The sequence below is a fragment of the Mucilaginibacter sp. HD30 genome (genome assembly GCF_054061755.1).
In genome coordinates this window covers 769,186-790,983 of sequence record NZ_JBSSEO010000001.1, presented here as the reverse complement: position 1 = coordinate 790,983, position 21,798 = coordinate 769,186, and the positions used below count along the sequence as shown (strand labels likewise).

Annotated in this window: 19 protein-coding genes; 1 reads left to right on the top strand and 18 read right to left on the bottom strand. The window is 41.2% G+C overall.

From position 1 onward, the window contains the following. Positions 1-7 precede the first annotated feature (7 nt). From ccsA (ACVW2L_RS03740) to ACVW2L_RS03665, 16 genes are all read right to left on the bottom strand, one after another. On the bottom strand, positions 8-2,485 hold the full coding sequence (ccsA, locus tag ACVW2L_RS03740) for a cytochrome c biogenesis protein CcsA (RefSeq protein ID WP_457126615.1): 2,478 nt from the start codon (positions 2,483-2,485) through the stop codon (positions 8-10). A gap of 9 nt (positions 2,486-2,494) precedes the next feature. Then, a complete protein-coding gene (locus ACVW2L_RS03735; RefSeq protein ID WP_457126614.1) occupies positions 2,495-2,905 on the bottom strand; it encodes a cytochrome c maturation protein CcmE domain-containing protein in 411 nt (136 codons plus the stop codon). Positions 2,906-3,014: 109 nt separating this feature from the next. Continuing rightward, entirely contained in the window at positions 3,015-4,736 is a 1,722-nt protein-coding gene (locus tag ACVW2L_RS03730) for a gliding motility-associated C-terminal domain-containing protein (protein ID WP_457126613.1), read from the bottom strand. A gap of 121 nt (positions 4,737-4,857) precedes the next feature. After that, positions 4,858-6,294, bottom strand: a complete 1,437-nt coding sequence (locus tag ACVW2L_RS03725; protein WP_457126612.1) for a Glu/Leu/Phe/Val family dehydrogenase — start codon at positions 6,292-6,294, stop codon at positions 4,858-4,860. A 153-nt stretch (positions 6,295-6,447) separates the two neighbouring features. Further along, complete coding sequence (locus ACVW2L_RS03720; RefSeq protein ID WP_457126611.1) at positions 6,448-6,657, bottom strand: CcmD family protein; 210 nt, start codon at positions 6,655-6,657, stop codon at positions 6,448-6,450. After that, the gene (gene ccsA / locus ACVW2L_RS03715) at positions 6,657-7,331 is read right to left on the bottom strand and encodes a cytochrome c biogenesis protein CcsA (RefSeq protein WP_457126610.1); all 675 of its coding nucleotides are present in this window, start codon (positions 7,329-7,331) and stop codon (positions 6,657-6,659) included. Before ccsA (ACVW2L_RS03715) ends, ACVW2L_RS03720 begins: the two co-directional genes overlap by 1 nt. Positions 7,332-7,392: 61 nt before the next feature. Next, the gene (locus ACVW2L_RS03710) at positions 7,393-8,598 is read right to left on the bottom strand and encodes a carboxypeptidase-like regulatory domain-containing protein (RefSeq protein WP_457126609.1); all 1,206 of its coding nucleotides are present in this window, start codon (positions 8,596-8,598) and stop codon (positions 7,393-7,395) included. A gap of 71 nt (positions 8,599-8,669) precedes the next feature. Beyond that, positions 8,670-9,359, bottom strand: a complete 690-nt coding sequence (locus ACVW2L_RS03705; protein ID WP_457126608.1) for a heme exporter protein CcmB — start codon at positions 9,357-9,359, stop codon at positions 8,670-8,672. 77 nt (positions 9,360-9,436) lie between these two features. Continuing rightward, positions 9,437-11,371 carry a response regulator gene (locus tag ACVW2L_RS03700; RefSeq protein WP_457126607.1) on the bottom strand — a complete coding sequence of 645 codons (1,935 nt, stop codon included), beginning with the start codon at positions 11,369-11,371 and terminating at the stop codon, positions 9,437-9,439. Between the two features lie 24 nt (positions 11,372-11,395). After that, positions 11,396-11,983 carry a chemotaxis protein CheB gene (locus ACVW2L_RS03695; RefSeq protein ID WP_457126606.1) on the bottom strand — a complete coding sequence of 196 codons (588 nt, stop codon included), beginning with the start codon at positions 11,981-11,983 and terminating at the stop codon, positions 11,396-11,398. Then, complete coding sequence (locus ACVW2L_RS03690; RefSeq protein ID WP_457126605.1) at positions 11,973-12,800, bottom strand: CheR family methyltransferase; 828 nt, start codon at positions 12,798-12,800, stop codon at positions 11,973-11,975. The genes ACVW2L_RS03695 and ACVW2L_RS03690 overlap by 11 nt, the downstream gene beginning before the upstream one ends. 1 nt (position 12,801) lies before the next feature. After that, positions 12,802-16,236 carry a response regulator gene (locus ACVW2L_RS03685; RefSeq protein ID WP_457126604.1) on the bottom strand — a complete coding sequence of 1,145 codons (3,435 nt, stop codon included), beginning with the start codon at positions 16,234-16,236 and terminating at the stop codon, positions 12,802-12,804. A gap of 86 nt (positions 16,237-16,322) precedes the next feature. Continuing rightward, positions 16,323-16,745 (bottom strand): hypothetical protein, encoded by a 423-nt coding sequence (locus tag ACVW2L_RS03680; RefSeq protein ID WP_457126603.1) that lies wholly within the window; start codon positions 16,743-16,745, stop codon positions 16,323-16,325. Positions 16,746-16,755: 10 nt separating this feature from the next. Next, positions 16,756-17,085 (bottom strand): gliding motility protein GldC, encoded by a 330-nt coding sequence (gene gldC, locus ACVW2L_RS03675; protein ID WP_294795052.1) that lies wholly within the window; start codon positions 17,083-17,085, stop codon positions 16,756-16,758. Positions 17,086-17,094: 9 nt separating this feature from the next. Beyond that, complete coding sequence (locus ACVW2L_RS03670; RefSeq protein ID WP_457126602.1) at positions 17,095-17,361, bottom strand: hypothetical protein; 267 nt, start codon at positions 17,359-17,361, stop codon at positions 17,095-17,097. After that, a complete protein-coding gene (locus ACVW2L_RS03665; RefSeq protein ID WP_457126601.1) occupies positions 17,361-18,698 on the bottom strand; it encodes a DEAD/DEAH box helicase in 1,338 nt (445 codons plus the stop codon). Before ACVW2L_RS03665 ends, ACVW2L_RS03670 begins: the two co-directional genes overlap by 1 nt. Before the next feature lie 182 nt (positions 18,699-18,880). Between ACVW2L_RS03665 and ACVW2L_RS03660 the strand changes: the two genes are divergently transcribed. Then, positions 18,881-20,215: a dihydroorotase gene (locus tag ACVW2L_RS03660; RefSeq protein ID WP_457126600.1), complete on the top strand. Its 1,335-nt coding sequence runs from the start codon at positions 18,881-18,883 to the stop codon at positions 20,213-20,215. A gap of 97 nt (positions 20,216-20,312) precedes the next feature. On the opposite strand, the gene ACVW2L_RS03655 is transcribed toward ACVW2L_RS03660, so the two are convergent. Continuing rightward, positions 20,313-20,750 carry an SRPBCC family protein gene (locus tag ACVW2L_RS03655; RefSeq protein WP_457126599.1) on the bottom strand — a complete coding sequence of 146 codons (438 nt, stop codon included), beginning with the start codon at positions 20,748-20,750 and terminating at the stop codon, positions 20,313-20,315. Between the two features lie 72 nt (positions 20,751-20,822). Then, positions 20,823-21,788, bottom strand: a complete 966-nt coding sequence (locus ACVW2L_RS03650) for a helix-turn-helix transcriptional regulator (protein WP_457126598.1) — start codon at positions 21,786-21,788, stop codon at positions 20,823-20,825. Positions 21,789-21,798 lie beyond the last annotated feature (10 nt).

The following is a 21,798-nucleotide window of genomic DNA, read 5'->3' as shown; positions in this document are numbered from 1 at the left end:
GTATAATTTATACTGTTTTTAGCTCCTTATTTCTTCTGAATATAGCCATTAGTGTGCCTATCACCATTACGATAGTTCCGGCCCACAGTAAATTGATAAAAGGGAACTGAATAGCGCGCATTACGATATACTTACGCGCGCTTGGCGGCTGTTGGTAGAGCGTAATTTCAACCATATTCTTCTGAGGAATTATTTTAGAGAAGCGCATTTTAATACCCAGGTCATCCACTTTGTGGGCAAAATCAAAAGCATTGTTATTTTTTATCAGGTAAATTGGCGTGGCCTCATAGGTTTTACCGTTTGATACCACCTGTAATTTAGCTTCAACAGCTACATCCTTCTCGCCAAGCTCAATGCTTTTTACTTTATTGATCTTGGTAATGCTTTGCAACAATACATAGCCTTCTCTAAATGGAAGGGTATCTCCTACAGCAACCTCGTATACCAGTGGCGCTTCGTACTTACTGTCATCCTCCTCTCCCTCGTGCGCATCAGCTTCGGCTGTTTCATCGTAAGTAATAGAGTTGGCCATGTTTACATGGGTGTAGATATCGCTAAACAGGTAGTGCCGCGTATCAGGCGATGAGATCAATCCCATTTTGCGGTTGGCCTGCGCATTGGGTTTCAATATAAAGTCTTCGCTAACCTTGCCATCTTTGTCAAACGCTTTGTATTGCACTTTAAAATAATGGTTAGGTGGCGCTATCGAGTCGCCTACATAAGTTACCTGATACTTACCCATTTGCACCGGTGTATTTTTATACATGGTAACATTTTCAAGCGGATTGTTTTTCCCTTTGATAAAATCCTCGGAATATTGCACACCGGCAGTATTCTCTGATATCACCTTACTGGTACCCGCAGATATAAGCGCACCAACCAGTATCAAACCAAAACCAATATGCGCCACTGCAGATCCTGCCAGTTTAAATTTACCCTTTATAGCTTCGGATAATATTTTACCGTTAGCTAAAATAGAATAAATGCTACCCAACATAACCAGCACAAACGCAAAATTGAGTTTATATACTCCGGTTAAGTAAGCTATCGCACCTGTTAAAAGTGCAGCAATGCCTAAATAAACCCCGGTTGTAATTAAAAACCGCGTGGTATCCGTCTTTTTATATTTTAAAAACTGGGTAAAGCCGGTAAGCAAAGCAATTATTATTGCAAATGATGCCTGAATTATGTTGTAGTGTTTTATGGGATCAGTAGGCGGTGCCAGCTTGGTGCCAAAAGCAGCGTTCCATACCGGGATAGAAGAAACTACAACCAGGTGGAAACACGACAGGCATAAAAATACCGAGCCCACAAACATCCAAAACTCGCGCGAGTAAGTGTCTTCGTCTTTTTTGGTGGTAGGCAGTTCTTTCCAGCGTATTACCAGTAAAACTATGGCTACAACCAGGAATAGTATCACATCAATAGCCAAATGCCAGAACATACCTGCGTCTGTAAATGAGTGCACTGAGGTATCACCCAAAACACCGCTACGGGTTAAGAAAGACGCGTAAAGTACCAGCACAAAACTCAAAAGCGTCATGATGGTGGCTGTAATGTAGGAGTGGCCAGAGTTTTTGTAAACGATAAGCACGTGTACCGCACCAACCAATATTAGCCATGGAATGATAGAGGCATTCTCTACCGGGTCCCATGCCCAGAAACCGCCAAATGTAAGCGACTCATACGCCCAAAATGCGCCCATTATAATACCCGTGCCTAAAACCATCATGGCAAATAAGCCATAAGGAATAGCAGGCTTTACCCACTCGGTATAACGTTTTTGCCACAAGCCGGCAATGGCATAAGCAAATGGTATTATCATTGATCCAAAGCCCAAAAACAATGTTGGCGGGTGTATCACCATCCAATAGTTTTGCAGCAGCGGGTTCATGCCGTTGCCGTCTTTGATATAGCTTAGATAATTTAAGTATAACTCCGGATTAGTGGTGAATATTGGTGCAGACTTAAGATCAACTGCTTCGCGGAGTAAGATAAAAGGTGACGAACCTATACGAGTGCCAAATATTTCAACGCCCATTAAAAAAGTAGCGAGCATTGCCTGAGAGAATGCAACAACCGTAATGACCGGCGCCTCCCATGATTTTGCCTTCCAGATTAAAACATTACCTAATACAGCTTGCCAGAAGGTCCACAGCCAAAAGCTACCCTCCTGTCCATCCCAAAAACTTGAGACGATGTATTGAACAGGCAGCGCTCTTGAGGAATGCTCGTGAGCGTAATAATATTCAAAAAGATGATTTAAAATGATGTAATACAGGCATATGCCTATCCCAACAACCGAAATTGAATTTATGTAGAAACCAATACGACCAAGGCGATTCCATGATTTATCGCCGGTTTTGTCATTAGTAGCGTAGAAGTAAGCAATTGCAGAAAATAGCGCAGAACCGAATGCTAAAACTATAAAAAACTGGCCTAACTGGCCCGGTAAAAGGTGTTCGCCTTTAAAAGCTGTATCCATTAAAATTGGTTATATATTGGCTTGCTTAGCTTTGACCTCTGTGATCTCAACTTTACCATCTGTGTATTTAGAAGGGCATTTCATCAATATTTTTGATGCATGAAACTCCTTGCCCTGCATTTTGCCTGTTAATACAATATCTTCAGACCGTTCAAAATCCTGTGGTTTTGTGCCGGAAAAAATAACTTTGCACTCCTCGCCGTTACCGTCTTTCATATAAAATGAAAAGTAATTGGCATTTTTAGTTGCGTCATAATGCAAATCCTTCTGCTTGTTTAGCTGACCTTTTACCTGCAACTCACTTTCGGTTTTTTTTGCATCTTCAAAAAAACCGTACGTGCTGGCACTGCTGTACACGCTTATAATAACCGCAATAGCTATTGCAATTATCACTAAACCAAAAATTGAACTCTTTTTCATTACAGGTTTATCCCTATTTAATTAGCGACCACAAAAATACAAAACGTTGAGTTAATAATTTTTATTACGTGGGATATGTTTTATTTAGAATTGTTATTAATAAACACCACTATTTAATGATGCTTACATAGCCGCTTCTGTTAAATTTGGTGTGGTAATATCCGTCCGTCCCCTCAAACAGCCAGTAGTAAGTACCCGCCGGCAGCGGGCGGCCGCCAATGTAACCATCCCAGGTATATGTTTGCTTATTGGTTTTATATAAAACCTGCCCTGATCGATTAAAGATACTTAATGTGCCAAAATCTACATAACCTTTAATAGTTATATTAAACATATCATTTATACCATCATTATTAGGTGTAAACACAGTTGGGGCCAAAATTGAATAAGGGTCTGGCGGTGTTATGCTTATAATTACCGAAACAATTTTTTCGCAACCGGTTGCGCTTATAGCCTTAATGTAATATCTGCCGGTTGTTCCTATCTTTTGATAATCTTCAACCGTGATGGTTGCCTTTGCATCTTTATAAAAAGAATAGTTATAGCCGGGTTGCTTTACATAAGTTGAGGAAAGATCTATCGTGCCGGGATACGGCACAGGTGCCGGATCAGTAATAACTATACTTGGCGGATCATAATACTTCAATTCTACGGGTAAAGTGTTAGAACATCCTTCAGCATTGGTTGCCTTGATGTAATAAATGCCTGGCTTTGTTATTTTATCCGGATCGCGCAAATACTCCTCTGTGACGGGATCTGTGTAATATTCAAACGGAAGCAACCCGGTAGAACTGCCCTCGGTAATGTAAGCCGCTTTTAAATTAAACGTCCCCCCCTCGCAAATGTAAAATACCGGCTGCTTTATTTTGAAAGTAAATGATGCGGGCGATTTGAAGATAGTTGTATATAAAGTATCGCGGCATCCTAATCCCTGTATAGCATCAATCACCAGGCTGTATTCAGTGCCCGGCGCAGGTGCCGGACTTAGTTTCAATACTTGCGTTGTGTCTAATACAGTATTCATATCATTTTTAGCATACCACTTGTAACTATTAAATCCACGGGGGCCTCTAAGCGTTAAAAAACTTTGCCCTTCGCAATAGGTATTTCCTGTAATAGGGCTGGTACATTGCTCATTTATATCAAAATATGCGTAGCCAAAGTGCCCACCTTGTTTACAATCATTCGAGTTAAAGGTTAAGCGAATAGTTTTACCCGCATAACCTAAAAGGTTAATAGTAGTAGTTGTCCAGTCCTGATAATATATTGATGTAACGTTGGTATTACCTCCCTGCCCAGTGGTTGTAGTTTCTACATCAGAAAGCTTAAACCTGGAATTATTCGTAGCAGTGAAACTAAACGCGGGGCACGCTAATTCCTTATCATCTGTTACATTATAGGCGTTAATTGCAAATCTTGGTTGTTCGACGTCGGTATGATTAGGATTTTGTAATACGGCTGCGTAGTTCACAATCAAGCCATATTGTCCCGTCTCGGGTACGGTAAAAGTATAAGTGAGCCTATCAATCATTCCGCCGGTCTGCGCATCTCCTAACCGCACTGCATAACCACTACCATTAGGACTTGTGGTAGGAAAATGCCCGTAGGGGTCAAGTGCCTCACTGCTGGCCTTCATAATTACTACACGAGAGCCCAATGGTTGGCTAACTTCAATTACGGGTGATGAGGCCGCCCTACTTTCTTGGCCCGCATAAATTTGCCAGTTTTTAAGGGAGCCGTCTTCAAAACCAATATTTTCGGGGCACTGCGCGTAAACTCCGCTCCCGGCAAATATTAATATGGTAACCAGAAGTTTAAACAGTCGGCTCATTTTTTTGGATAAGGTAAATTTAACCTTTTAGAAATGAAATTTACAAGTTATTAGGTTGCAACTTGTTTGTAACAAAAAAGGACCTACTTCCGCAGGTCCTTATCGTATTTATCGTATTTCATTATGGCCATACACCTAAATTTTGGTAGGATATGGCTATTTTGTTAATTACAGCCACTAATGCTGCTGTACGCAAAGTGTCTATCTTAGGATTGGCTTTGTAGATCTCCCTAATCTCATGGTAAGAGCGGATCATTGTATCCTCTAAACCCGAATTAACCAACTCAAGCTCAGACGCTCCTTTAACAATAGTTGCCCTTTGCAAAGGTGTAAGCGAAAGACCTGTAATTCCCTCAACCATATTTACCAGGTTAAGGTTAGAGTTCTCTTCAAAGCGCCTGTTTATACGGCCAAACGCAACGTGCGAAAGGTTTTTTAGCCACTCGAAATATGATACGGTTACACCGCCGGCGTTGGCATACAGATCTGGCACCACAATGCCGCCTTTTTTATAAAAAATGGCTTCAGCTTCGGGAGTAGTGGGGCCGTTGGCTCCCTCAACTATGATCTTTGCCTTGATATTGGCCGCATTTGCCTCGGTAATCTGATTTTCCAATGCTGCAGGTACCAGGATGTCACATTGCTGTTCAAGCCCTTCGCCCGAATTGTTGAATTCTTTTTTTGCACCGCTAAACCCAAGTATAGAACCTGTTGATTTACGGTGTTGGAAAACCTCCTCAACGTCTAAACCATCCTCGTTATAAACCGCACCTTCAAACTCGCAGATCCCTACAATCAGGCCGCCGAATTCAGCGAGGAATTTTGCAGAATAGTAACCCACGTTACCCAAGCCTTGCACTATTATCTTTTTTCCTGCAATACCCGGAGTAAGGCCTAATTTAGCCATATCTTCGGCAACGCTAACGCATTCGCGTGTGGCAATAGCCACTCCCCTTCCGGTAGCCTCGCGGCGGCCGTGAATTCCATGCAGCGCTATCGGCTTGCCTGTTACGCAGCCCATAGCATCTAGCTGGCCGGGGTTCATGGTAGCATAGGTATCAGCTATCCAGCCCATTTCGCGCTCGCCCGATCCATAATCAGGAGCCGGAACGTCAATGCTCGGGCCTATAAAATTTTTCTTTATCAGTTCAACTGTATATCGCCTGGTGATGTTTTCAAGTTCCTGAACGGTGTAGTTTTTCGGGTTTATTTTTATACCGCCTTTTGCGCCGCCAAATGGCACGTTAACAATAGCGCATTTATAGGTCATAAGGGCGGCAAGCGCCATTACTTCGTCCTCGTTAACCATCTCGCTGTAACGGATACCGCCCTTTGTTGGCGATTGATGGTGCGAGTGTTCAACGCGCCAAGCGTCTATAACTTCAAAACCGTTTCCTCTGCGAATAGGAAAGCGAAAACGGTAAACGCTGTTACATGATTTGATCTGGTCTAATAAACCAGCATTGTGTTGTGTGAATTGCGCTGCATAATCAAAGTTTTTACAGACATCGGCAAAAAAGTGAGTATCGCTATCAGCGGCTGAAATTAGAGTAGCCATAGTGTGTTAATAATTATATTTTTCTTAAAATAGAACGCAAATGTGGTACAATTTTTATCAATATTGCAAACTATTAAGCAGAACTATTTTTATACTGTTATTAACAATGGTATGAAAACTATGTTTAAACAAACATAGATTATTTTAGGAGGATTATTTTTCTTTTTCGATCTTTCTTAATCGCCTGTCTATAGTGAAAAGATATATCGATAAACCTGCAAAAACAATAACTATAGTTGCTATAACTACATAGATTTTACCATTGCTCTGCATAACATCCGCCATTTCGGGCACTTCGTTATTCTGCGCAAAACAAGTTACGTAGCTCAATAAAAGTAAAAGGAATACAGGTAACTTTTTCATTAATTTATTTCGTTCTTTTTATATTCAATTAAACGGATGCGATAACGTATTGTAGCTATCCATACAGCAAATAAGGCCCATGCAATAAAGGCAGGATATAATACAACCCGCATCCTGTTGTCCATATCCATTTTACCAAAAGCAGGGTTGCCACCATTACCGGGGTGCAATGAGTCGGTTAACCGTGGCAGCACCATTATCAATACTATCATTATCGGGAAAGCGAAAATGTTGTATATGGCAGATATCTTTGCACGTTTTTGCTCTTCATCAATTGAGGTGCGCAGTACAGAGTAAGCGCAATAAAGTAAAAAGGCAATAGCAGCGCTATTCTGTTTGGGGTCATTACTCCAATATTCGCCCCAGGTATATTTGGCCCACATCATGCCGGTTATTAATCCCAACACAAAAAAGAACAGCCCGGTATTGGCACTTTCTACCGCTATAAGATCATATTCTTCTTTACCGGTAGCCAGGTACCTGATGCTATAAATTACCGAAATGGTAAAAACCGTGAACATAGCTATCCACATAGGTACGTGGAAATATGTATTTCTGATGGTTTCGTGCAAAATGAACGTTTTTGGCACGCCTCCTAAAAAACCTGCTATTAATGTGTAAAATATCATTACAACAGCAAGCACCTTCCACCAGGTTTGATAAATAAACTTCATATTGATTTATAGGGCACAAATGTAGTAATTATTTGTATTGTGCCTTTGTAAATTGTTTACCTCAATTTAGCGGCGCGGATGGTGTATAATCTACCGGCAACAGTTCAGACAAACGCGGTTTTGACCAGGAGCCTTCAAATAACGGACTTTCACCTACCACAATTCCGTTACTATCAAATAGGGCGTAAGGCGGGTTATTAAATAACGTTAATATGCTCACTTCATAATTAGGCATATCAAGGGGGCGATAAACATCTTTAAAAGCTTCGGTCTCTTCCCGGTTTTTATAGATAACATATAAATATTCGGGGAAGGTGATAGCATATAACCCCGGCTGTGGCCCTTCTCGAAGTAATTCAAGGCTAAACCACGGTATGGTTGATATTTTTTGATGAACGTATTTTGGGCTGTTGTAAAGATTATACCAATACATAAAAGAGTCGCGCATCATAGTGCCGTTAAACTGTTGCATTTTCTTCTGAATAATGGCTGCTGATGGGCGCATAGGGTCTTGTTCGCGGCTTAACCTCCGCGTTTCAAAACCTTCCTGATTTAGCTTATTTTGGTAAAGCGATCTAAAAAAATGCATTGATGAACCATAATAAGCGCGATCTCGTTTAATCTGCCATTTCTTTTTTTGAGCCGAGCTGCCGGGTAACTCTTCAAAAAGACGACTCCCCTGGTAGGAGAGCCTGCCCTCTATTTTATCGGAACTAAAGGCGTTCAACAAAAATTTAACCCGATAGCCCAAGGCTTTATTTTCTACAATTAAAAACTCGTCGCTGCTTGCTGTAAGGGTTTGCTTTGATTTTCGGTAGGTAAAATCCAACACTTTCGGATTTATTACTACACACTCTTTTGCGTTCTCATCGGTACCTATAAATTCACTTTTAAATAAGGCATAATTACGGTTCCAGTCTGCACGGCTGGAACCCGATATAGTTACCTCCCGCAACATTATCGCCCTCGGCTCCATGGTAATGGTCATATCTGCAATATCCCCATTTACCATAATAACTTTGTTGTACTCAGCAAAGCCAACAGCGGTTACTACAAGGGTATATTGGCCAGGTTTAAGGCGATTTAGCGTGAACACGCCTTCGGAAGATGAAGTGGTGCCGAATGATGAATTACTTAAAAAAACGCTTGCTCCGGCAAGGCCGCGGCCACTTTCTTTACTAACTATCTTACCGCTAATTGTAAAGCCCTGCCCATGCAAAATTGCAGGCACAAAAAATAACAGAAATAAAATCCGTCTGACAAGCATTGGTTATTATTAGCGACGAAAAATAATTCTAAAATAAGCAATTACAAAACAGCTCTTTAAAATTTCTTTCGTTAGTCGCGCCACAAATACGGAAACAAAATTAAGGCTGTAGTAATTACAATTGCATTTATTGCAGCCAGAGCGCCCATATCACTGTAACTAAAGCTACGGTCTATTCCATCCATAGCGCGTTTGCTTAAACGTATAAGAATTAATATTATTGGAATAATAACCGGAAAACTTAAAATAGCCATAAGGGTGCCGTTATTGCCTGCTTTGGATGCTATTGCCGATATCATGGTGAATACAGTTGAAAAGCTGAAGGCGCCCAATAAAACTGCAATAAAATAAAACAGCGGATCGCCGAGCGTATTTTCAAAAAACAACAAGTAAACTAATAAAGCCAGTGTGCTAAGCAACATCGTTAACGCCACATTGTATAGCGTTTTTGATAAGATTATTGCCTGCGGACTTGCTATTGAATAATAATAAAGCAGCCGGGCCTTACTTTCCTGCATAAAACTTTTAGCGATGGCATTAACCGAGGCAAAAAGAATTATTATCCAGAACAAAACGTTCCACACTATTTTATAGCCTTTGTAGTCCTTAGAAGAAAAGCCGGGAGTAAGGTGAAATGAAATATAACAAATAAAAACGGTTGAAACTATGTATAACAAAACGCCATTAAAGGCGTATTTGGAACGCCACTCCAGTAATATTTCTTTTTTAAGAAGATACCAGGTCTGGTCAATAAGTTTCATGCAGCAAATGTAAGCGATTGGTTGATTAGATTTCCTGCCGATTTCTTATTTTAAAGCAAAGGCACATAGCTATGCAATTAATTTTTTTCGCCTTTTTCAAAAACAAGGTGTTGAATTTTTTGGTGCAGATGCTCTGGTTGGAACGGCTTAGAAAGCACATCATTCATCCCGGCGGCAATTGCTTCCTGCTGCTCATGGTCAAAAGAGGCTGCGGATAACGAGATAATAGGAATACTGCGCTTAGGCTCGGCGAAGTCAAGCCTGATTTTTCGGGCGGTTTGATACCCATTCATCTCGGGCATGTGTGTATCCATCAGAATAATATCGTAGTTATTTTCGGTAAGTTTATCAAGCACCTTTACGCCGTTACTAACAATATCAACATTCACATTCCAATCTTTCAATATTTTAGATAACATAAACTGGTTGATTAGATTATCTTCGGCAACCAGAATACTTAAGTTGTCAAATTCATGAAGATTACTGCCAGCTACAATTTCTTCCTTAGGCTTAACAGCCAGATTGTACCAATTTGTAAAAGTAAACACGCTTCCCTTATTTATTTGGCTTTCAACCGTTAACTGCCCGCCTTTTAACTCGGCTAATTTTTTAACAATAGCCAGCCCTAAACCTGTACCGCCAAATTTGGTGGCGGTATCATCTTCTGCTTGCTCAAAAGAGTCGAATATGGCATTTAAGCGATGTGCCGGAATACCAATTCCGCTATCTTCAACCGTAAACTTAATTTGCGCTTTATTCTTTTGTGTGTCTACAACTGTTACTTTAAGTCTTACATGCCCGCGTTTGGTAAATTTTAAAGCATTGCTCAATAAATTCATTAATATTTGGTTCAATCGTAATGAGTCAAATACTATAAATTCTGGAACGTCAGGATCAATTTCTAAAAAGAATTCAATAAATTCTTCATCTGCCTTAAACTTCAGCAACCGATAAACAGAGCGTAGTACATCATAGAGATTGTGGGGCGAGCGTACGATACTGAACTTTCCTGCATCTATCTTTGAAATATCTAAAACGTCATTAATTACACCAAGTAATGACTGCGAAGATACTTCAAGCAGTTCTATCATACTGCTTTGCTGATCGGTTAGTTCGGTTTTACGTAACAGGTTACTCAAACCAATAATTCCGTTAACCGGCGTACGCAATTCATGGCTCATGTTCGCTAAAAATGTTTCCTTAGCCTTTTTACCATACTCTGCTAATTGTTTCGACTTGATAAGCTGTTCCTGATAGCTTTTTTGGGCAGATATATCACTTATGTTTAAAAACAAAGTGCGGTTACGGTAGGCTATCCGGCATTCAACCCAAATAACCGACTTGGAAAATGTAACAAATTGGAACTCAAAAACAGATGATGCGATATTGTCTTTTATCAAGGTGCCTAAGGCCGCCCTGAATGCATTTTTATCCGAATCGGCAGCACGATCAATCACACTTGTTCCTACCAGGCTGGCAGGCTTAAAGCCTAATATTCTTTCAACCGCCGGATTAATTGAAATAACGCCAAAATTTTCAGCGTTAACCACACAAATAATATCTGCAGAATTTTTAACTATCAATGAAAAATCCTGCAACTCTTCATTTTTTTGGATAATATCTGCCTGATACCTGGCCAGTTGAATAAAGGAATCAACTTTGGCTGAAGTTATATATGGATCAAGTGGTTTATAGAGATAATCAACAGCCCCAACACCGAGCCCTTTAACCGCGTACTTAGTATCTTTGGATATGGCAGTTACAAAAAGTATCAGTATGTCTTTGGTGCGTGGGTTTGATTTAAGCATTTCAACAAACTCAAAACCGTCCATTTCAGGCATCTGTACGTCTATTAATCCAATAGCGATCTGATTTTCCCAGGCTATTTTAAGCCCTTCGTTAGGCGAGGTGGTTGAAAAAATTTTGATGTCGTCTCGGGCAAGTAGCGCTTCAAGAGCCACTATATTCTCTTCGCGGTCATCAACAATCAGGATATTTACAGGGGTCGGCATGAAAAATTGTGAGGGGAATTAAAATTATGTTTTAAATAGGTCAAGTATGTCGTCTGTTTTTAATACATATTCAGCGGCGTTTAACTTAATTGCCGCCCTTGGCATTTCGGGCATTTCAGCTTCGTCCGGGTCCTGCGCTATCGTCAGTGCTCCGTTATTCCGCAATGAAAGCAAGCCTCTGGCACCGTCCTGGTTAGCCCCCGAAAAAAGTACAGCAGTACACTTATCTTTAAATACTTCGGCTGCGCATTCAAAACTCACGTCAATAGATGGTTTTGAATACCATACTGCCTCTGATACATCAAGACCGAAACTACTCTTGCTTTCTATTAGTGTGTGATAATTTGTCGGCGCTATGTATACTGTATTTTTATATATAACGTCCTTATCACTAACTTCACGTAAAGACATACGACTATTTTCTGCAAACAGATTTTCTATTTCGCTAAAAAAGTTCTTTTTTCTGTGAATAATAATTAAAACAGTTTTGTTAAGATCAGCCGGAAATACGCGTACGGCGTTGTAGATATGTTTGAAGGAACCGGCTGATCCCCCAAGTACCAGGAACTCAGACTTGCGCCATTTTGCTATTATATTTTCGTCAAGAGCCAATTTTTTGGTAAATATTTTCTTTTTGATTGATAACCTTAAACCTTTTTCTAAACGCCTCAGATCTTATAGTCTCTTTTGTGCCGAGGCACAAAAAGCCTAACGGCGCCAGGCTATTGTAAAAAAGCTCAAGAACATGTTCTTGCAGTGCGTTTTCAAAGTATATAAAAACATTGCGGCAACTTATTAACTGGAATTCGTTAAACGCACTGTCTGACACCAGGTTATGCACAGAAAACAAGGTGTTTTGCTTCAATTCATTATGAATTGTGGCTGCATCATACAAAACGGTAAAATGGTCTATTATAGATCCGCTTAAGCCTGCCATTTGGTAATTCTCAGCATAGCTCTTTATTTTCCGCAGGCTATAAATGCCTTTGCGGGCTTCGCTAAGCATCTCAGTGTTAATATCCGTACCATAAATAAAAGCCTTTTTCCGTAATCCGGCTTCATTAAGTAATATAGCAAGCGAGTACGCTTCCTCGCCTGATGAGCAGCCGGCGCACCATATTTTAGAGTGCTGGTAGGATGACAGGTAAGGTATTATTTGTTTATTAAGCGCCTGATAAAAGCTCGGGTCGCGAAACATCTCGGTTACATTAACCGTCACCTCTTCTAAAAAGTGCTGAAAAAAATCGGGTTTATTAACCAGTTGGTGTTTTAAATCATAAAAAGGCAGTTTCTGAAGCTGCATTATCCTGATAATGCGTCTGCGTAGTGATGCCTTTGAGTAGTTGCCAAAATCAAACCCATATAACTTTTCAATCAGAGCAATCAGTTCAGTAATTTGCTGAATGGTTATATCGATTTGCGTTTGCATATTATTTTTCCAACCATAACTGCATTAATGATATAAGCCTGTCAATATCAACCGGCTTTGTAATATAGTCGTTGGCGCCCGCTTCAATACATTTTTCTCTGTCGTCTTTCATTGCCTTTGCTGTCAGTGCTATAACCGGTAACCTTGCCCACTTGTTTTGTTTACGTATGTGGCGCATGGCTTCATAGCCATCCATTTTAGGCATCATTATATCCATCAGCACTATATCGATATCCGCTATATCTTCCAGCTTTGCAATAGCCTCTTCGCCGTCCCCGGCAATTTCAACCTCCATTTCGTAACTCTGCATGGCGCTGCTTAATGCGAATATATTGCGCATGTCATCGTCAACAATCAGCACTTTTTTGCCTTTTATACCAGTTTTGCCGATAGTTGAAACCGAAGATTTAGCCTTTGGGGGCGGTGGAAGCGTACTGCTTATTTTATTCAAGAACAGATTCACTTCGTCTATCAGCCTGTCAGACGATTTATTGGTTTTTACCACCATCGCGTTGGCATATTTCATTAGCCGTGTTACTGATGTTTTATCCAGCTCCATAGCGGTGTTAATGATCACAGGTAGAGAAGCAAACTTTTCAACTTCCTTTATTTTGTCTAGCAGGTCAAGGCCCGAAATATCAGGAAGATTTAAGTCAAGGATAACGCATTGATAGTCGTTCAGGTTGAGCATGCGGAATGCCGACTCACCGTCAAAGGCCTGATCAACAGATATGCCGTTGTTTTGCATCATCTCTTTAAGCGCCTGGCTTTGCGCCTTATGGTCTTCAACCAGCAATATCTGCTTAAACTTGGTACCGGTACTTACCATTATATCGCCAAACAGCTTGTCGAGTGTATTGGTATCGATAGGTTTTTTCAGGAAACTTATAGCGCCTTCGCGGCTTACACGATTAGCGGCAGCATCACCTGCGGACATTAAATGTACCGGAATATGCGCAGTTTTCTCGTCAGCCTTCAGTTCCTTTAATATTTGCCAACCATCTTTTCCGGGCAGCATTATATCCAATATTACCGCATCGGGTAAATGTTCTTTTACAACTTCAACCGCGTTGGTACCTTCGTTTACAATAACCGATTTATAACCATGATCGGTAGCGTAATCATGCAAAATGCCCGCAAAATTTTTGTCGTCTTCAACAATAACTACTAAAGGTTCCCTGCCTTCCTGGCCAGCGGTACGTTGGACAGCCTGTTGTAAAGGTATTTGCGGTATAAATGTTTGAGCTGTTGGCAATAGTTCTTCCTGTTCACTCTTAACTGTTGCCTTTGCCGCAAACGGAATGGTTAGTGTAAACACACTACCTTCGCCTTGCTTACTGGTTAACGAAATTGAACCACCCAACAGCGCTGCCAATTCGCGGCTGATAGAAAGGCCCAGGCCCGTACCCCCATATCTGCGGCTGGTAGACCCATCAGCCTGCTGGAAGGCTTCGAAAATTATTTTCTGCTTATCTTCAGGTATGCCAATGCCAGAGTCTTGTATCCGGAAGCTGATGGTTTGCGGTGCCTTGCCCGGCAGTGCGCTGATACTAATAACACCATTTTCGGGTGTAAACTTAAAAGCGTTTGAAAGCAGGTTTTTAATTACTTGCTCAACTCTAACTTTGTCTGTAAATATAGTTGCTGGCGTATTTTCTGTTAATGTTGTAAAACTTATTTTTTTGTTACTTGCAACCTCAGCAAACAGCATCTCCATATCATAAAGGATGTCAGCTACTTTGATGTCCTCATTCTGCATATCCAGCTTCCCGGATTCTATCTTGGAGAGATCAAGAATATCATTAATAAGCGTGAGCAGATCATTACCGGCGTTGAAGATTACGCTTGCATATTTTATCTGATCCTCTGAAAGATTATTGGGTTTGTTATCTTTTAATATGCGTGCCAATACCAGTATGCTGTTAAGTGGTGTACGGAGTTCATGGCTCATGTTTGCTAAAAACTCCGATTTGTATTTACCGGTAGTTTCCAGCTCCTGCACTTTCGTATTGATAGCTTGCCTTGCTTCCTCAATAGCCTGGTTCTTTTCTTCCAGCAGACTTGCTTTTTCCTCCAGTTCGGCATTTGTAGTGCGCAGTTCTTCCTGTTGCACGCGAAGTTCCTCTTCTGATGCTTCCAGCATCTCTGTCTTCTTTACCAGTTCTTCGTTGGTAACACGCATCTCTTCTTGCTGGGCAGATAATTCTTCTGCTTGCTGTTGCGTCTCTTCATACAGATCATGCATTATGGTTCGCGCCTGCGAAGTATTAACCGCCACACCAATATCATTGGATATTAAGGATATAAAGTCTTTTACATTACCTACAATTTCGTTACGGAAGGCAAGTTCAACCACCCCTTTAAGCTTTTTATCAAAAAAGAAGGGAACCAGGTAAATTTCAGCAAGTTCTTCATTTGCTAATGACGACTCCAGACTGAGTCTGTCGTTTATTTTACCTTTTATTAAAGTGGCTTGCTTGGTTAGTAAAACCTGCCCCAACCAACCTTCACCGGCTGATATTGTCCTTTTAACCGCGCTTAAATTTGAAAACGCATAAGTGGCATAAAGGTCAAGCCGGCTTTCAGCTTCATTATATAAATAAAAAGAACCGGCTAAGGCACTGGTATATTTACCGATTTCGGCCAATATATTGGCTGCCAGTTCCTTCTCATTTTGCTGGCCCTGCATTTTTTCATTAAGCTGCCCGGTACCTGTAAGCAGCCAGTTTTTTGTTTCGTTTTCCGCCAGAACTTTTCCCAGTTCTTCGTTGGTCACCAGAATTTCCTGCTCAACCTTTTTCTGCCTCTCAAATTGTCCTTGTATGTAATAGAAAAGTAGAATGATAATAATAAGAAAAACGGATGACCCCGCGACAATGAATATTATGGCGTTACTTGATGCTTGTTTTGAGTTATCCTTACGTATAGCAAGCAGATTGTTTTCGGTATCAATTATGGCCGTAATAATCTTGCGGATATTATCCATATTTTGCTTGCCGTTAACAAACATGTTGTTTTGCACCATAAACTCTAACCCTTTGCTTTCGCGGGTTTCAATATTGGTTTTTAAGATATCAAGCTGATCGGCGACATTTTCTTGTAAAGAGTCTATTCTTGCCAGTTGCTGTGGGTTATCAATAACCAAGTCCCGTAACTCTCTTAGGTCATTATTAATTAAAGGGATAGCTTTTCTATAAGGCTGTAGAAACACCTTCTTTGCGGTTGCGCCATAACCACGCATACCGGTTTCCGCATCAATTAATCCTTGCAACAGGTTGTTTGAACGTTTAATAACCTGTTGGGTGTGCTCAACCATCTCGGTGTCACTCTCCAACTGGTTTATACTACTGTAAGAAAGTATACCTACAATAAAAACAAGCAGGATAGAAAACCCAAACCCAATAAGTACCTGGCTACGAAAGGATAATTTAAACATTCGCGGACGTGTTTATGATTTAAATATATAGTTGCCCCGCATATATACGCAGGATGTTTATTAGACGATTTATAAAGATATAAGTTTTATAAAACAGAATTATTCCCTTTTGATAATTGCCTGGTTGAAAAAGCGCCTATTAAAGCCATAACAGGTCCCGCAAACAGCAAATACCAACCCCATTTAAATTTTATTTGCCTGGATAAAAAGCCTGCAAGAGATTTAAATGGGATAAAGCTAAAACTGGTATTTACCTTTAAAACCGCCGCTAAAAGCAACAATACAACAAGCCCCAAAGATAACCAGGCCGTTAATTTAACCAATTGAAGGCGGTTTAATACCGTACCTATTATACCCATTACTGCAACCAACAATATTACCATACCGTAAGGCTGGCTTAGTTTAAACAGATTCATGTTAAACAAGCCGAACGGGCGCAACAAAGGGCAATAGGCGCCTGCTATTAATAGTACAAAGCCAAAAAATGATACAAACGAACTTATCCGCATTTGAATTTGATTATCTGGTGATCTCCATTTTATCAGCAAAGTGGGCACAATAGTCGCGCAGGTCTTCTACTATGTTTTTTTCGCCGGTCGCACGCAAAAAGGTATCGCCCATGGTTTGAAGTGTTTCGTAGAAAAAACGCTTCATTTCATCAACAGGCATATCTTTCGTCCATAAGTCAATACGTAAAGTATTTTTATAGTGGTGATCCCACAGAGAAAGCATAAACGAATTTACAGGAAGGGCCTCCTTATTTGCAGAATCTGTTGATTCCCACATTATACGTTCCGGAACGTTATTATCATCCAATTCCACAATAAGCTTTATTTCGGCAGTTTTCATTAAGAAGTTCTATTTAACAAGTAAAAAAATAACAAGAGCCAAAGTTATAAAGCTTAACTCTATTAGCCACAATTTTTTGGTATCACTGAAGAAATTACGGAAGATTATATCCAGAAATGACACTACAAAAGCAAACAGCAAAAATATCAAACTAATAGCGATCGACATGTTAGCGAATGCTACTCCAGCAATCTTAACTGCCTTTGTAAAAACAAGCACCGCCAGTATGATAAAAAAGGCTGCGGCAAAGTTTAAGGGGGTAATTTTTATCTTCATTAATATTTTTTCCTGGGTTTTGATCTTTTTGGCTGCCCAACATGCCCTACCCTTTTTGCTTTTGCAGCATCGAACTTTTTACGCTGATTAAGTGTTTTTTTCTCGTGGAAAGCGCCCTTAAAGTCAGGATCTTCTTTACGCTTTTGCAAGTCTATTTCTTTAGCCTGATCCTGTCTTTCCTCATAAGGCGTTTCTTCTATAAAAACATCAGCAGGGATTTTATGCTCGGGTATAGTTTGACGGATCAGCTTCTGTATCTTTCCTAAATAATACTCTTCTGCCGGGTTACAAAAAGTAATGGCTACGCCACTTTGCAGTGCCCTGCCTGTACGGCCTATGCGGTGCACGTAATCCTCAATAACAACTGGCACATCAAAGTTAATAACATGGCTTACATCACTTACATCAATACCGCGCGACGCCACATCGGTAGCCACCAATATCTTAACCTCATCATTTTTAAAGGCATTCATAGCGTTGATGCGTGTGTTTTGCCCTTTGTTGGCATGCAGCACCTTTACCTTATCCTCCCCAAATTTGCGCGATAAAAATTTATAAACATCTTCTGCGGCGGTCCTGGTTTTGCAAAAAATCATGAGTTTGGTTATGTCCCCTTCTTCGTCCAGCAGCTTTTTAAGCATGTTTATTTTTGTGCGCACGTTTGGCACATAATAAAGCTTCTGCTCTACAGTCTGCGCCGGTGTAGCCTGGGGCGTAACCTCAATTACTGTAGGAAATTCCAAGAAATTAGCCGATAGCTGGTGTATTTTGTCAGACATGGTAGCAGAGAACAACAAATTTTGCCGTTTACGCGGCACAATCTCCAATATCCTGTTTATCTGGGGCATAAAGCCCATATCCATCATTTTATCTGCCTCATCTAATACAAGCACCTGCAGTGTTTTGGTAACAATATGCCCGGCAAGGTAAATATCCAGGTAACGGCCAGGAGTAGCTACAATAACATCAACCCCTTTATTAATATTTTCGATCTGCGTTTTGGGGCCAAGCCCGCCGTATACGGTCACCACACGCAGATCTGTATATTTCGCATAGGTTTTTACATTCTCTTCAATCTGCATGGCCAGCTCGCGTGTTGGCGACAGGATGAGTGCGCGGGCGTGATCGCCCTGGGCATATTTAAGGCGCATAATTATAGGCAACACGTAAGCAGCCGTTTTACCGGTACCTGTTTGCGCTATGCCCATAACGTCCTGCCCATTTAAAATAGGCGGCATTGCCTTTAGTTGTATGGGCGTAGGTTCGGTATAGCCTGCATCGGCAATGGCATTTAACGTTTGCCTGTTAAAATCAAAATCCTCAAAAGTAGCTGCCATTTGGCAAAGATAGGTTTTTTGTTGAGGCTGAAAGCAGAAAGGTAAAAGCTGAAAGGCAAAAGGCTTGTTGGGGTCTATAGGGGTGGCTGTGAGCCGGCTGAGCCGTGTGAGTATTTGTGAGCCCCCTGCAAAATAATATTACCAACCCTTCAGCTTTCGGCTTCATAAACTATATTTGCTATATGTCTACCATCCTCATCAAATCAGCTATTATAGTTAACGAAGGCAAACAGTTTAGCGCCGATATTTTTGTTAAAGACGGGCTTATTGAACGGATTGACAGGCAAATTGATGTACTTGCCGATGAGACCATTAACGCAGAAGGATTATATCTTCTTCCAGGGGCTATCGATGACCAGGTGCATTTCCGCGAGCCGGGACTTACGTACAAAGCTGATATACATTCAGAATCGAGGGCGGCAGTTGCAGGTGGAATAACATCTTTTATGGAGATGCCTAACACCGTGCCCAATACCCTTACGCAGCAACTGTTACAGGATAAATATGATATTGCCGCACAACAATCATTGGCCAACTACTCATTTTTCATGGGTGCATCTAACGATAACCTGGATGAGGTTTTGCGTACAGATGCCCAAAATGTGTGCGGCATAAAAGTGTTTATGGGTTCTTCAACCGGCAATATGCTGGTAGACAACCCAACAACATTAGAGAATTTATTCTCGCAATCGCCCATGTTGATAGCGACCCACTGTGAAGACGAGGCCACCATAAAAAGCAATCTGGCACACTACAAACAAGTATTTGGCGAAAACGTACCGGTTAGATTGCATCCAAAAATCAGAAGCGAGGAAGCTTGTTACCTGTCATCATCAATGGCGGTTGCATTGGCAAAGAAGCATAACGCACGGCTGCATATACTCCATATCTCGACAGAAAAGGAAACACACCTGTTTGATAATACTACGCAACTGAAAGATAAACGCATTACTGCCGAAGCCTGCGTGCACCACTTATGGTTCAGTAGTGAAGATTATGAAACAAAGGGCAACCTGATTAAATGGAACCCTGCGGTTAAAACGGCCAAGGACCGCGACGGCATTTTAAAAGCTGTACTTGATGGACGGATAGATGTTATTGCTACCGACCATGCACCCCATACTATTGAAGAAAAAGCGCAATCTTATTTACAGGCACCATCCGGCGGCCCGTTGGTGCAACATGCTTTGCCCGCCCTGCTTGAACTTTATCATCACGGTAAAATAACGCTTGAACAAATTGCTGAAAAAACAGCACATAATGTGGCTATCTGCTTTCAAATAGCTAAGCGTGGTTTTATCAGGGAGGGGTATTATGCCGATTTAACACTTGTTAACATAAACAAACCCTGGCAGGTAAATAAGAACAATATTTTATATAAATGCGGATGGAGCCCGTTTGAGGGCTCAACATTCCGGTCAAACGTAGAACACACTATTGTATCTGGTAAATTGACCTGGAGCAAGGGCGCTTTTGTTACTGATGAATCTGGGCAACGGATGACTTTTGATAGATAGAATATTAACGGGGTGTCATGGTGAGCCTGTCGAACCGTAGCGCGGAGAGGCCTTTACGCGCCGCTCTTCGACAGGCTCAGCGTGACACCCAGGTTCGTCACTTTACTGTTTGCCCTTCAACCAGCTCTTTCATTTTACCAAAAATAGCCTGCCAGTTTTGCTCTGAATGTTGCTTAGCGGCTTCATCTTTTATATTATCCTGCCCCACTTCCAGCGTGGTAATGCCGTTACTTTCGGTTAAGGTATAGCTAACGTTTTGATAGTTTTCCGGTTTATCCTCCGTGCCGCTCATGCTGCTCCAGTAGCTATATTTAACATACTTACCGGCATCAATCTCCAGCACCTCGCCCTTATCCTCATAAGTCTTACCCTCCCACTCGCCGCTCCATATAACAGGGCTTCCCTTTTTCCAGTCGGTTTTAAGGTCGGTTCCAAAAAAATATTGTTTAATAATTGCCGGGTTTGTCAGCGCATCCCAAACCTCCGCAGCGGGAGCGTTTATGTCAATCTTTGTTTTTAAGCTTACATTTTCCATGACTTTTTTGCTTTTATATTTAACGGGCTTTATGCCAGTCTGTTTGCAAAAAAACGTTATGATTTGACAACCCTATGTCAGTAGAGTAACCGGGCTTTCTATTTTTCTTAAAATATCTTCGGCTATATTTTTGATCCGATCTTTTAAACTCTCAGGCTCCATGATCTCAGCTTCATCGCCAAACATCATTAGCCATCGGGCAAAACCTTCTAACGAGGTCGTCAAGAAAGTCATTTCAATAATATCTCCCATCGCCTTTTCAGATACAAAACCGCTGTAGTATTTTTGATGCTCCAGATGCGAATGAATAGCTTTGTTTATATTGATCACCACACGTTCCATCTGTCTTTCGCACGCGGTTTGCGCTATATAATCTTTTAAGGTAGGGTGTTCGCTGGTGAAATGCTCTTCGGTAATCGCCAGATTTTTTATTCTGTCTATTCTAAAATCGCGGTAAGCATTGCGCAACCTGCACCAACCTATTAAATGCCAATAACCCGATAAGAAAAATATTCCAACAGGTTCCACATAACGTTTGGTTAGCTCCTGGCTATGTTGGGCAAAATAGTTAAGTGTAAGCAGCTTTTTTTGGGATATACTGTAAAGGATGGTTTGTATATGATCTGTAGGCGCTACGTTTGCACGCGCCATGCTTTTCAGCACTTCTATCCTATCATCCATCCCTTCCAGCAGTTCCTTTTCGGTATTTTTCAACACAGCCCTTACCTTGTACATAGCAGAGCGGTAGTTTGCGCTGGTAGATGTGTCTGTAAGTGTTTCTATAAATTTTTCGGCAGTTAAAAACGCGGTAGCTTCTTCGCGGGTAAACATTACCGGCGGCAAGCGGTAGCCGTCCATTATGGAGTACCCAACACCGGCCTCGCCAATTAAGGGTATGCCTGCTTCTTCAAGAGTTTTTACATCGCGGTAAACGGTGCGCAAGCTAATGTTGAAACGCTCGGCTATATCTGCCGCTTTTACTACCCTGCGCGACTGCAGTTGTATCAAAATAGCGGCTATACGGTCAATGCGGTTCATTATCTGCCAA